A 13,429-nucleotide genomic window follows, 5' to 3' on the forward strand; every position below is an offset into this window, starting at 1 on the left:
ATGGCTAAGGTACTTGCTCAGTTTTAGTCGGAGATTGAAGTAGCAGCAATATAATCAAACCCAGCATCACCGAAAACAAAATTGACCCAATACGAATAAAATCGTTATGCAGTGCATTACCACCACTCTCTGTAATGCCTTTAAAGAGCAAAATCACATAGGCGCAATATAAGACTTGAAAACTATTGATACTAGCCTCTTTTTTCATCGCATAAATACCCATCAACATGGCACAAACAATAGCCACGCCTAGCTGCACGATAATGTTGACTTCAAATGCAGCAGCCAACAACGGAGGTAAAGCAAACAACAGCCCGACACTGTTCATTATGAAGCGGCTAATACCATAATTTACCCCTTTCATCGGGTTTGGATCCTTAATCACATTCGTAAAAGTAATAGCCATAAGAGCCGCTTGAGATAAGTTTAAGTCGATAAAGACCCACAAACAGATAAACGAACAAGCCGCTTTAAGCAAAAGATGCCAAATCTCCGTCTGTGCTCCCCCCTCTGGGATCGTTTGAGTTGTCGCGATAATTTCCCCGCCGGGGAATAATAGAAAGGCAATAAAGACCGTAAAGCCAGCATAGATAAGTTCTAAAAATAGCCCTTTAGGCAGTTGAGTGATATCAAGCCCCTTCTGGCGGCTAAATACAGTCACTAATACCAATGAAAGCAGCATGAAAGAAGATATGATATCAGTAGGGTTTTCACGCGCCCTTTGCATGCACCAATAGAAGGTAACAAACAATAATAGATAATAAATTAATGGATCATCAAATAGGTATAGGCTTATTTGACCCTGCGCCCATGTGCAAACAAACAAGATAACACCTAGCTTTAAAATCATTTTCGCTGACGGCATTTGTGAGCTGATACAAAATAAAACCGCCACCAAGGCAGGCCCAAGTAGTGGTAGACGTGTACCGTAAAAATCCTGCCAATATAACAATAAAACTGGAAATACAGCCAATCGGATCAGCGCATTTGCCCGGCTATGAAACATAGGATAAGTAGCTCCAAGTCCAAGTCCATATATTCAACAATGTTTCACCTACCCCCGACTCCCCAGGGTAAAAACTTATCATGGCTCGAGCACCATAGCGCTGCTGTAATGCACTCGCCTCCGGCCCGAGATTGATATTGACAGGAAAACGTTGCGAGTGTTGCAGCCCATCAGGAGAGATCAATAATCCCGTCGTTTGATCGGTTTGTAAATTGCCATTACCACTGCTTCCCCAGCCAATAGATTGCACCTCACCACGAAAGACTTGGCCGGGATAGGCATCAAATACAATTTTAACAGGCGTACCCGGTTTCAAATAAATGAGAGAGTTCTCCCTCAGCATCGCGGTGATCCAAGTGTGCTTATTATTGATAAAGGTGATTAAAGGGTGACCTGCTACAGCAAAATTACCCGCCGCCAAATTAAGGTGAGTAATGACTCCGTCACCTGGTGATCGCAGGTGACAATATGACTCTTCAAGTAGTGCTTGATGGAGCTGATTAAGCGCACTTTGCAGCTGTGGATTATTTTCACCCTTTGGTCCAAGAGCTTTTTTGGCGCGTTCAAGTGCGGCCTTAGCTTGAACGACCTGCGCCTCGGCATCTTTAAGCTGATCTTGACTGTCCTCTAAAGACTGCTTGCTTATCACCCCTGTGCGCCCTAAAGCCGCCATTCGCTGAGTATGTTTAAAGGCATTATCATGTTTGATTTCGCTAGCCACTAAGTTGGCTTGAGCCTCTTGGATCCCTGCCGAATCAGCCCCTAATGACAACGTTGTTTGCTGCAAATGTAGGCGAGCGGCGGTGATTTTTAATAAAAAAGGGGCATTATCTAAATCAACTAGAGCGTCGCCTTGGCGGACCTCTGCATTATTGAGCACTGATACCTTGTAAATATCAGCGGAAACTTGAGGAGTGATTTGGATCAATTGAGCGTTAACTCTCGCGTGATTATTCATCGGAGTAACACGATCAGCCCAGAGCGTATAAATCCATAATAAAAAGACAATAACTAATAAAATCCACGTCACACGCTTAGAGGAGGCAACCGTTTTTTTCTGAGTAATTTCGGAATCACCAGTTGATGCAGTATCTTTACTTGTTGGCATAAGTTTTCATCTTCATAGTATGAGGTGATTGGGTTAGTCGACATGCCCACAACTAAGCCTCTAAAACGGAAGTCGTAGGTATAGGTACAATGAACCTGTTTGAAATATAGTTCAACATTAGTCTAGTTGAAGCTAAGACAACAAAAGTACATAATTATTAGCGAATAAATCCATAAGCCATAGATTTGTAAACAGAAGTAGCTATTAAGCCAATCAGATTATGTCAGCGTGTTGTAATCGCGCAGGCAAAATGGCAAATGCTTGTTTAACTTGAAATTTAAACTGAAGCTGAAATTGAGGTTGGTACTATCTTGTCGTTATTGAAGTCAATATTGCAGATGGTGAGGCACTAAATGTGTTAAAAGCCAAAAGGATGAGAAAAAGCCTTGCCATTTAAATCATCATTAAATCAATGAAATAACTACAGACAAGGCTCAATAAGATAGGCAGTTAACTGCGTCTATTTATAAAAAGCTTCAACTTCGCCTTTTACAGTTACCATAAGCGGTTGACCACGACGGTCTAATGCTTTGTGTGAAGGCACTTTTACCCAGCCTTCGCTGATGCAATATTCTTCAACATCAAAACGTTCTTTGCCGTTAACCTTGATACCGATATCAAACTCGAAAATAGCTTCCACATGATGTGGGCTACGTGGGTTAACAGAAAGACGATCCGGTAAAGCTGGTTGTGATGTAGTGTCGGTCATAATCGTGGCCTGTAGTAAAAAATCGGAGTAAATAAAAAGTGCGCTATTGTAGGCAATACAGGGCTCGTGCTCAATAGCGGCTGCAATAAATGTTAGTGGATTCTCACTAGTATTCAAGACGGCTTATCGGTTCACAATTCTCAGCCCCGAAAACTCCATTACAGTCGGACCCAATGACTGACTCACTAACCGTTACCATGCCTACGACTCTATTCGTAAAATGAGCTTAGTGAACTATAATTACTTACTGCCAAAGACAATCTAAGCCTCCTTAAACTAGGACAGCGATGATGAGGATCAATGCTGGCTAATGACGAAACGAAAGTGACACAAACCGTGATGATTGCTCGTTGCAGCTAATTTCTGGTAGCGGCAACAGATCAATAAGGATGGAGTTACAGAGTATGAAATTTTTACGTCTATGCATGCTAGGGTTAGTTGCAGCTGCAATATCGGGTTGTGACAAGTCGGTAGATTCGCCTCAGGGCTTTAGCCTCCCTGATGGCAATGTTGCCAAAGGAAAACAGGTTTTCTTGAAGTATCAATGCCTCTCATGTCATCAGTTAGAAGGTATTAAGCAACCGGAGGTCATCGAACACTCAATATTATCAATCCCTCTGGGGGGGGAATCCAATAAGGTTAAAACCTACGCAGCTCTGGTAACGGGCATTATAAATCCGTCACACACCTTCATAGACGGCTACCCCAAGTCTGCAGTTCAAGTCGATGGTGTATCAAAAATGGTGAGCTTTAATAGCGTAATGACTGTCGATGAGCTGGTTAACCTAGTGGTGTTTTTGCAGCCCTATTACACACTGGCCCCTTACACCCGAACGCAATACTCCCCCTATCGATACGATAAACAATAGCGAAATCAAAACCATTCACTTAAAGAGAAAGGGGGCATAAATCGCCCTCTTTTTATGAGCAGAACTCAATATTCTCCCTATCGATTCGATAGGCAATAGGTAAATCAAAATGGTTAGATCACTAATAACGGTTATGCAGTGGTATTGAAAGTCGCTTAACGGTTGAACCGAGCTTATAAAAAAGGCCTGCTATGCAGGCTTTTTTGTCGATGAACGCTATTGCTGGCTATAGAGACCTTGCAGCTTATTTATAATGAGTCCAACAGCGACAACCAAAAACTGAACAGTAGCTATGCTGGCCGCCAGTGAGAAAAGGGTAGGAAAATTATCAACAAACTCCATCGAAAACCTCCAGTTTAATTCGATAGCAACGGATACGACTGGAGAAATATTGCACAAAGGTTTGGTTTGAAATCTGACTTGGATCACAAAAGTAGTTGCTTTAACTAATGTTAATCTTAACCATAACTAAAGTTAATCTTAGCCTTCAAAATAGTAAAATTTGATGGGGCTTCATCAATCAAAAAACCACTCCCCATTAATACCAATCAGTATAAGAGAGCGGCTCATCCCCACAGGCTGTACATCCTGCTATTGCTAAATTTAACGCAGCAATTAGCGAGATAGCTAGCGTGGCAATTAACTGACGTTGTACTTAACGCGTTAGATAAGCGCGAACAAAGTTGGTAATTGCGACCATATCTGCAACGGCAATGAACTCATCGGTGGTGTGCACCTTCGACATGCCCGTCGACAAGTTAACCGTCTTCAAACCTTGTTCATTAAAGATGTTGGCATCAGAACCGCCACCCGTAGGCTTAGTAACCGCTTCAATCCCTATGGCCTCAAAGGCAGCCTTAATCGCAACTACATGCGCATCATCATCTGAGATATGGTAGGCGTTATAAGAGCGGCTTGAGTCAATCTCTATACTCGCACCATGCTTTTGCGCCGCCGCTTCAAAGGTCGACACCATATGCGTTACTTGCTTTGCTAGCTTGTCATCATCCAATGAACGAGCTTCTGCTTCAATATGCAGCTCTGGCATCACGATATTGGTCGCCTGACCGCCTCGCACCACACCGATATTAGCGGTGGTTTCATCATCGATACGGCTCAGCTGCATCTTGCTAATGGCATCGGCTGCTACCGTCAGGGCATTGATGCCAGCTTCCGGCTCAAGTCCCGCATGGGCAGGCTTACCCTTGATGGTCACTTTTAAGCTTTGCTGACCCGGAGCGGTAGTAATAATGGTGCCAATAGGACCACCGGAGTCGAGCACAATCGCTTGTTTAGATTCAATCTTGCTGATATCGAAGTTTTTTGAACCGTGCATGCCGCGCTCTTCATAAACGGTAAAGGCCACTTCAATCGTTTTATGGGCTTCGCCGCTCTCTTGAATGCTACGAACCGCTTCCATCACAGCGGCGATCCCCGATTTATCATCGCCACCTAAAATGGTGTCGCCTTGAGAGCGAATAATGCCGTCTTCGATGATAGGCTCGATACCATTGCCCGGTGTTACAGTGTCCATATGGCTACTGAAAACAATGCTACCATCAAGCTCGCCTTGTAGCTTAGCGTAGATGTTAAAGCCGTTTGAAATCGAGCCTGGTACAGCAAGCCGAGTCACCTCAAAGCCTAGTTGACCGAGCTGCTCAACTAAGGTTTCTGCAACCGCTTTTTCATTACCTGATTCACTGTCGATTTTCACCAGTGAGATAAAATGTTCAACGAGTCTTTCTTGATTGATATTTTTCATCTGTATGCGACTTCTTTTTTGCGAATATAGTCCAGCATCATAAACCCAAGTGATACATGGGGTAGCTGAGTTATATCAAAGAAATGCCCGAATACTCATCGTTTACTAAAGAGGAGCCTGCGACTCCTCTGTTAGAAACTGAAGGCTGTAAATAAGAAACAAGAGACAGGCATCGCTATTTAGAATAAAGCTAGCGCGATGGTAACACTAGTACTAACGCTCAATATTGACAGCGACCTGTTTAGCCAGTTTTAACAGCAAACTTCTCATCTGGGTAACGGATTGCGAATATCCATCCGCTTCTAATGGTTCCTCAAAGGTAAAAGTCTGTTCAATGGCCTGTCGGCCCTTTGCTTTACCTTCCATTTCTAGCTTGTTGTGATACTGGTAGCGACCCGCTAGCACTACCTTAGATTGCGCTGTCACATAGAAATAATCGATTTCAATAGACAGCTGGGCTAGCTCATTAGCCTGCAGAGCTTCGGCTTCTGGGACAAATTTAAGCGTTTTACTGATAGCGTTTAAATCAAGCTGCAAGGCCTTTAAGGTCTCATCGGCTAATGGTTCGGCCCACATATGAAAACTGGCATAGCTCAGTTTGTGCTGATTAATTTGCATCACGAGATAGGGAGAGTTTAAATATTCCGCCAATTGCACAGTGAGCCCAACATTGGTTTTTTCACTAGGCTCAACGCCCTGATTTAATGCAATCTGCCCTTGTGATGCATTCCCTGCTGCCGAGTAGCTATTTAACAAGTAATAACTATTGCTGCTTGAAGCAGAACTGCAGCCTGTAAGTAACAAGGCGGCACCGAATAAACTTATTAAGCCAAGTCTCATTGTTAATATCAGCCTCATTGTTAAGATCAGTCTCATTGGTTAACCTCTGAATGTTTTTTTGGCTCTAAATCTTGGCTACCAGAGTCAAAGATAAGACCATTCGGTTTGCGCTTTAATTGCTCCAACAAAGGCTTAAGCTCATACATCACATCTGAAATACTCTTCATCGCTTCCTGTAACCCCTCATAACCTTGAGATCCAGATGAGAAATCTTGGCTCAATGATTCAAAACTCTCCAATGCGACTCTTAACTGCTTAATTAAGCCTTGCTGTTCAGCACTAACCAATAACTTATCTAGATTTTGACTCGTATGCTGAAGCTCGCTAAGCAGGCTGGCAGCATTAACTAGGGTGACATTGGCATTGCCCGTTAGTTCATCTAACGGCAAACCATTCAGCTTGTCGACAAATAGCTCAACTTTATCAATCAACTGAGAATACTGATCTTTTACGGTCGGGATTACTGGATAATTTTGATAAATATCAAGCTTCTCTAGCCGTGGCAAATCAAAATGCTGTAACTCAACAAATAAACTTCCTGTCAGTAAGCTGCCTGTTTTCAAGCTGGCCCTTAATCCTTCTTTAATCCACAGGGTATTATGTTTCTTCATCAAGGCCATGCCTTGCTCATTATCAGGCAGGCCAATTCGACCAGGCTGTATACTGAGCAACACAGGAATACGAACTGCCTCGCTGTACATGATGCTAGGATCTGTGGTTATCAATTCAACAGAGGAAACCTCACCTACCGTCACACCGCGATACTCCACTGGCGCACCGACACTTAATCCTCGGATCGTATCACTCACTAACATCACATATTGTAGTGAGTATTTATAACGGGCATTACTGGCATCTTGATAGTCATCAAAAATTTGAAAAGAGTCTAGCTCATTAATTTTAGTTCCCAATGGCATTCCGTCCGGTATGCCAAAGGTCACTCCATTGGTTAATATGGTTTGAAGACTACCTGTTTTAAGTGAAATCCCCTCAGCATTGAGGTCAACCACTAAGCCGCTAGCATCCCAGAATCGAGTGTTATTAGTGAGTAGCTCATGGTATGGAGCATGAATAAATGCATTATAATAAACAGCGCGCTCTTTGATATTAAAGTGCACCTCTTCAATTTTACCGACGGTTAATCCTTTATAGATAATAGGGTCCCCCTGAGAATAAGCGAACTCCTTATCACTGATTAATGTGACTTGTAAGCCTGGCGTCCCCTTTGGCGTGATGGGAGGAGAATTTAAGGCGGTAAATTCATTACGACCTTGCTTAGATGAGCCCGGTGAGAGCTCAATATACACACCGGATATTAATGTATCTAAACCGGTGATCCCTGAGAGGGCAACTTTTGGGCTCACCACCCAAAACTTACTGTCTTCCATCAGCATTTTTTCAGTATTTTTTGACATTCTTGCTGTGACAATAACCCCATCATCTTGATCATTGAGCTTAATGGTTTCAACCTCGCCAATAGTGACCGATCTCGATTTTATTTTTGTTTTTCCCGCTTCCATCCCCTCGGCAGAATTAAAAAGAATGGTCACAGTCGGGCCCTGGTTACTTATGTGGTAATACACCATCCAGCCACCAATCAATAGGGCAACTATGGGCACAAACCAGATAGTAGAGATTGTTTTCACTGTTTTAATCTCTGCATCAAGGGGCTGTTGTGTTTTCATAAATTTTAATACTCGTTATAGATTAATTTCGGCTCAAAGCTCATTGCAGCCAACATAGTTATGATGACGACCGCCGAGAAAGCCAAACTAGCAGGGCCAGGTATTATGCTCATGGTATTACCAAGCTGAACCAAGCTTGTGAGTGTAATCACCACAAATATATCCACCATGGACCAGCGACCAATAAACTCTGCAGCGCGGTACAAAAGTATGCGTTGATGCGATAATTGACCCGAGTGGATCTGTACGCTGTAATTTAACCAGATAAGGGTAGCTATTTTAGTAATCGGTACCATAATGCTGGCAATAAATACTACCATAGCAATAGGATATGACTTTTCTTGCCAGAGTAATAATACCCCGCCAATGATTGTATTAGGTTCATTCTGTCCTAAAAATTGAGTATTCATTATCGGCAAAATATTAGCCGGAATGTAAAGGAGAATTGCAGTAATAATTAATGCCCAAGTTTTTTGGATTGATAGGCTGTTAGCTCGACGTTTATCACTGCTTGTCACTTGAGGTATGAGTTTTGGCTCGGCAGGCTCAGACACTGGAACGCGGACTCGCTGCTGTTCAGTACGCCTCACTGTTAACGCTTGATAAAATGCTCTTTTATCCAAGTGTAATAACGCGGCAGTCATTGAAATTGAAAATAAAATAAATGAAAAATAGGAAGTACCCAAGCCAATTTCTGCTATCGAAATTATCTTTACAAAGCTTACTAAGGTTCCTATTAAAAAAATCTCTACCATATTCCAAGGGATCAATTTAAATATCACACTTGTGAGGCCTAGCCCTTTAGGTGGATAGCGACCTTGCCTGAGAAAAAACACTAAATAGATAACAGAGATTAATATGAAACCGGGGATAACAAATACGCTAGCCACTTCGATAATGGCAAGCCAAGCATAACCATTATCAATAAGAATTCTCACGCTATCTAAGAGCTTAATGCTATCTCCTAAGCCATTATATTCAAAAGAAATAAACTCAAATTGAAATGATAGGATCAAGAAAATTAACGCTGAAATGGCAAACGCAAGAATACGATCCAAGCAGTTACTACGTCTAGCCGTTAAAAGGTAGCCACAACGAGGACAAAGCGCTTTTTGGTTTACCGCTAACTTGGGGATCAATAAGGTAAGGTCACACTCATTACAAACATCAGCTTTATCTAAACTATTGTTTTCGTGATTATTAATTACCATATCGTTAATCAAACCTAATTAAGGTGTTTTAACCTGCATAGCAAGTCAAATGTAAGATAAAAGTTTACAACTCAGCAAAATAATAATCAAGTCAGTAAGTTAAGCGATACCTCAATTATAGGCTGACGCTCAAATATTGCCACCTGATATATAGAGTCAATAAAGTCTCAAATAGATGATTCAGAGCTGAAGGCAGCTCATTTATTCATTGCTACAGGTTGATTTATCATTGTTCACCATAGAGAATAACGCTAGTTTAAGTTGGCTATTCAATAGCGTACATTAGGAGTTACTGTTAAATGATGACAAAATGGGCGACACGTTTTTTACAGATGGCTGAGCTTGTCGCATCTTGGAGTAAAGATCCCTCCACTCAAGTGGGTGCGGTAATCACCGAAGATAACCGAATTGTCTCCTTAGGTTTCAATGGCTACCCACACGGGATCTCAGACAGTGCCGAAACCGATAACCGAGAGATGAAGCTACTAAAAACGCTCCATGCAGAAGAGAATGCCATTCTCTATGCTAAGCGTGATCTTAGCGGCTGCGAAATATGGGTGACCCACTTCCCCTGCCCTAACTGTGCAGCCAAGATAATCCAAACGGGATTAAGTACAGTACATAGCCCTAAACCAAGCGAGGACTTTTTATCGCGCTGGGCAGATAAAATTAAGATAAGCCAAGATATGTTTGACCAAGCTGGCGTCAAAGTTGATTGGATGCAGCCCTAATATGAAAGCAGAGTAAGCTTAGATATAGCTTACTCTGCTGCCGTTATAACATTGATTTACCCTGCCTTTTTTAACCATATAGCTTCAATTTACTGTTGATTTCCTTTTGACTTAATCATCGTGGTTTTGTGTAAGTTTACACTCAGTGCAAATGATTATTGCCTAACGACGAGTGTTAATATTTATAAGATGAAATATTGATGATTTATAATTAATTTCAGCCTTAAACAAATGTTGATGAAGATCACATTTTTGCTTTTAGCTTAAGCGCAATCTAGACTCATCAACTGTTAGCTATCTAATTTAGAGGTTCAATTATGAGTCACAAATCTAATCACGACGAGACAAAAAAAGAAGATCACAAAACCCATAATCATGGTCATCAACATACAGCAGAATTTGAACATGAGCGTATGGAGCATAAGTACAACGATGGGGATAAGTACGACGAGCAACATGAGCATAAACACAATAAAGATCATCATCAAACGCGAGATCATGAAAAAAGCCACCCTCATACTCAACATGGTGGTAACCCAACAGGCCATAAACATTCAGTGCAAACCCATGATGATCGTCATGAACATGATGAACATAAGCACCATAAAGTTAAAAAGCATGACCATAAAGAATCATCTCGAGAGCACCATAAAACAGGCCATAAAGACTAATTAATATTGCAATGATCGTAAGCTGACATGGTAGTAGCCTAATGTTACTGCCATGCTTACAACAAAAAATGTAACGCCTGAAATAACAAGCCCTTATTAAAACTCAATAAACCAGCCCCTTATAAGTAAGTTATGCCAATGTGACGGTTCATGGCAGCTCTTCTTCATTAGAAAAATAAAATCCATATTGAACAAAACATAAACTCTAGGGCAGCAGCTTGCAATTAAAAAAGCGCCCAAGAGTAACGACCAATCTCAATCAGTAACATTATAACAAACAACACCTTTATCACTCGATTGCCGCCTATCAATGCAATGCGAGTACCTATTATTGAGCCCGCCAAAGTACCAATCGTCATAATTGCAGCCAGTTTTATATCAAAGTAACCATGACTGATAAACCAAACTAACGCACTGACATTAAACAAGGTGGATAACACTTGAGATGAGGCCATGGCATGAAGAAAATCCATACCAAAGGCACGAATATTACCGAGTATGGCAAACGTTAACGTAGCTGGGCCAAACATACCTTGATAGAAACCAATCATGGCACCCATCACTGCACTCACTCCCCTTTGATGATGTGTAAACAAGGGCTCACTTTCCTTCTCACCCATCTCTTTATTACGAAAAGTGTAGATAGCCAAGACAATCATAATCACTAATAAAATAGGCTTAAACCAAGCCTCTGACACATGGTCAAGTAACGACGAGCCAATAAAAGCACATATGCAGCCGCTAATGATGGCAGGGACAATGAGCGGCCAAGGTAAGTCCATTGAGAATGCATAGCGTCTAACATTATTAATACCACTAGCAAGCAAAGCGAGCTTATTGGTACCTATCACAATTGGAATGGCAACGCCGGGCATAGCATTAAATAATGCAGGCAGTTGCAACAAGCCACCGCCACCGACCGTGGCTTGTGCGACACCACTTATAAGAGCAATGATGCCCAAATACAGATATTCAGTAATAGACACTGCTAAATCTCCCGTAGTCTCTTCTTACAAGCGTAGTCAAAAGATAACTGTTGAGCTTGAAGGCCTTGAAAGTTAACCGCTGCATAAATAGCAACTTTCCTCATAATATTTCTAAACGTCAAAATAATACTGCCCTAGCCCTATCGTCTCAGCAAAGCAGCAACGGTGATCCTATACTTTTATCATTAAAATTGCTTTGGAGATCTCATGACCATAAAAACAAACTTCGTAGTTTTACTCACTATGTCTATAGCGACTATCGCAGGATGCACCACACCCACCCCTTACGGGGATGCATACGCCGCATCTGAAACACGTACAATTCAACAGGTGTATTATGGCACGATAGTCAAAGCTGAACCTGTGACGATTGCAGCATCAGACAAAACAAATATTATCGCAATGATTGCGGGTGCAGCGATAGGGGGAATATTGGGCTCCGAAGTCGGCGGCGGAGCAGGCTCAGATATTGCCGCAATTGGCGGCAGTGTCGCTGGCGGGTACGCTGGTAGCGAAATAGCGGATGCAGCAGGTGAGCGCAACGGCGTAAATCTGACGATTCGCTTGGAAGATGGGCGTATCATTTCTATCGTTCAAGAGGTCAACCCCAGCATGATTTTCCAACAAGGCCAAGCGGTACAGGTAAATGTCGATGGTAATACGGCCAGAGTCGTGCCGCGTTAACCCTAAACACCTCGGTGAGCTTGAGTATTTGCGCCTCAACTCAACCCAATCACACCGATAGTCATCATTCCTGCAGTGAATTTCTCATCGCACTCGGTAATAACACACAGCCTTTGCAACAGAGAGCCTGGCTACAGCTGTAATAAGATCTTGTTGTTGAGTAAAAAGTTCTAAACTAATGAATGTACTTCTAGCACGAGATATAACAAGCTCATACTTCAGCAATCACTAAAGCTTAACAGTAGCTCCAAAAACGTGTCATTTATTATGGGTGTCTATCATTATTTTGACTAACTAGGGCGTGCATGTTTGTCTATTTTTTATTATGTAGTCAAATAACATACTTCTTATTTTATGGGTCTCAAATTAGATAGGTGTTGTAAGCTTTACCGAAAATCCCCTTATAGAATCCAAAAACTACTATCAATGACTAACCATTAATTCATCCACTTCTAACAGGAATATAATGACAGTATTACTTAAAAAAATGCGGTTCCGTTCATAATTAAGCTAACAAAAAAGCTTAAAACAAACTTAAGAATATCCTAAGATAAGCTTAACTTAACATAAATTGAAACTTAATCCCCTACAAACATCAGCAAATAAGTGTAAGCCCCAAAAGCTTAACACTAAATATCAACAAGTTACAACAACACCTCGCTATTCCCGAACAATAGTGTAACAATATCCGAGTTTACACTGGCTAGCTATTTACTCTTAACTGTTAAGGTCATGGGTAACTATACCTAACAATAAAAATATGAGTTCTAAGCAGGGATGAATAATAAATCTAATAATAAACCTATCTATAAGCAGGCAATAACAAGCGATATAGGCAGGTCAAAGGCAGATAGAGTAAATGCTTTAATACTCTAAAACAGGTCATTCCCGATTACGGCATTCAACTTGCTAATAATATAACGACTTCTGCTTACGATTCATTTATGACTCTCGAATTACTTGCACTCAAGTAAGCACATATAAACAAGGAGCTTAAAATGAAGGACAGCCAGTTATTAATACTACTAATATTTGCATTATCCTTTTCGGTATTTGCAGGCTCAACGGAGCCTACAGATGAGGAACGAACGGTACTTGAATCTTGTATGTCACTAAAGAATGACTCTGAAGAGCACTCTTCAAACTCCTGCGTTTATTATATTCAAG

At 41.5% G+C, this 13,429-nt stretch carries 12 protein-coding genes; 4 read left to right on the forward strand and 8 right to left on the reverse strand.

Translation table 11 applies throughout. The features are described from left to right. Nucleotides 1–4 precede the first annotated feature (4 nt). From SHAL_RS17325 to SHAL_RS17335, 3 genes are all read right to left on the reverse strand, one after another. The gene (locus tag SHAL_RS17325) at nt 5–1,006 is read right to left on the reverse strand and encodes a DUF2955 domain-containing protein (RefSeq protein WP_012278409.1); all 1,002 of its coding nucleotides are present in this window, start codon (nt 1,004–1,006) and stop codon (nt 5–7) included. Continuing rightward, on the reverse strand, nt 996–2,114 hold the full coding sequence (locus SHAL_RS17330) for an HlyD family secretion protein (protein WP_012278410.1): 1,119 nt from the start codon (nt 2,112–2,114) through the stop codon (nt 996–998). Before SHAL_RS17330 ends, SHAL_RS17325 begins: the two co-directional genes overlap by 11 nt. A 460-nt stretch (nt 2,115–2,574) precedes the next feature. Beyond that, nucleotides 2,575–2,823: a DUF3297 family protein gene (locus SHAL_RS17335; RefSeq protein WP_012278411.1), complete on the reverse strand. Its 249-nt coding sequence runs from the start codon at nt 2,821–2,823 to the stop codon at nt 2,575–2,577. Nucleotides 2,824–3,227: 404 nt separating this feature from the next. On the opposite strand from SHAL_RS17335, the gene SHAL_RS17340 reads away from it, so the two are divergent. Then, entirely contained in the window at nt 3,228–3,692 is a 465-nt protein-coding gene (locus SHAL_RS17340; RefSeq protein WP_041416085.1) for a c-type cytochrome, read from the forward strand. A gap of 655 nt (nt 3,693–4,347) precedes the next feature. Here the strand turns inward: SHAL_RS17340 and SHAL_RS17345 are convergent. The 4 genes from SHAL_RS17345 to SHAL_RS17360 form a co-directional block, all read right to left on the reverse strand. Next, on the reverse strand, nt 4,348–5,454 hold the full coding sequence (locus SHAL_RS17345) for a M20/M25/M40 family metallo-hydrolase (RefSeq protein WP_012278413.1): 1,107 nt from the start codon (nt 5,452–5,454) through the stop codon (nt 4,348–4,350). A gap of 213 nt (nt 5,455–5,667) precedes the next feature. Then, nucleotides 5,668–6,294 (reverse strand): PqiC family protein, encoded by a 627-nt coding sequence (locus SHAL_RS17350; protein WP_190273611.1) that lies wholly within the window; start codon nt 6,292–6,294, stop codon nt 5,668–5,670. Nucleotides 6,295–6,326: 32 nt separating this feature from the next. After that, complete coding sequence (gene pqiB / locus SHAL_RS17355; RefSeq protein WP_012278415.1) at nt 6,327–7,979, reverse strand: intermembrane transport protein PqiB; 1,653 nt, start codon at nt 7,977–7,979, stop codon at nt 6,327–6,329. A gap of 5 nt (nt 7,980–7,984) precedes the next feature. Further along, nucleotides 7,985–9,190, reverse strand: a complete 1,206-nt coding sequence (locus tag SHAL_RS17360; protein WP_012278416.1) for a paraquat-inducible protein A — start codon at nt 9,188–9,190, stop codon at nt 7,985–7,987. Nucleotides 9,191–9,489: 299 nt separating this feature from the next. Between SHAL_RS17360 and SHAL_RS17365 the strand changes: the two genes are divergently transcribed. Together SHAL_RS17365 and SHAL_RS17370 are read left to right on the forward strand one after the other, a co-directional pair. After that, nucleotides 9,490–9,921: a dCMP deaminase family protein gene (locus SHAL_RS17365; RefSeq protein WP_012278417.1), complete on the forward strand. Its 432-nt coding sequence runs from the start codon at nt 9,490–9,492 to the stop codon at nt 9,919–9,921. A gap of 317 nt (nt 9,922–10,238) precedes the next feature. Next, entirely contained in the window at nt 10,239–10,592 is a 354-nt protein-coding gene (locus tag SHAL_RS17370; RefSeq protein WP_012278418.1) for a cation diffusion facilitator transporter, read from the forward strand. A 224-nt stretch (nt 10,593–10,816) separates the two neighbouring features. On the opposite strand, the gene SHAL_RS17375 is transcribed toward SHAL_RS17370, so the two are convergent. Next, the gene (locus SHAL_RS17375; protein WP_012278419.1) at nt 10,817–11,578 is read right to left on the reverse strand and encodes a sulfite exporter TauE/SafE family protein; all 762 of its coding nucleotides are present in this window, start codon (nt 11,576–11,578) and stop codon (nt 10,817–10,819) included. 207 nt (nt 11,579–11,785) lie between these two features. On the opposite strand from SHAL_RS17375, the gene SHAL_RS17380 reads away from it, so the two are divergent. Continuing rightward, nucleotides 11,786–12,262, forward strand: coding sequence for an outer membrane lipoprotein (locus SHAL_RS17380; RefSeq protein WP_012278420.1), 477 nt, complete (start codon nt 11,786–11,788; stop codon nt 12,260–12,262). The last annotated feature ends 1,167 nt before the right edge of the window (nt 12,263–13,429 follow it).

It is taken from the genome of Shewanella halifaxensis HAW-EB4 (assembly GCF_000019185.1).
Classification (GTDB): domain Bacteria; phylum Pseudomonadota; class Gammaproteobacteria; order Enterobacterales; family Shewanellaceae; genus Shewanella; species Shewanella halifaxensis.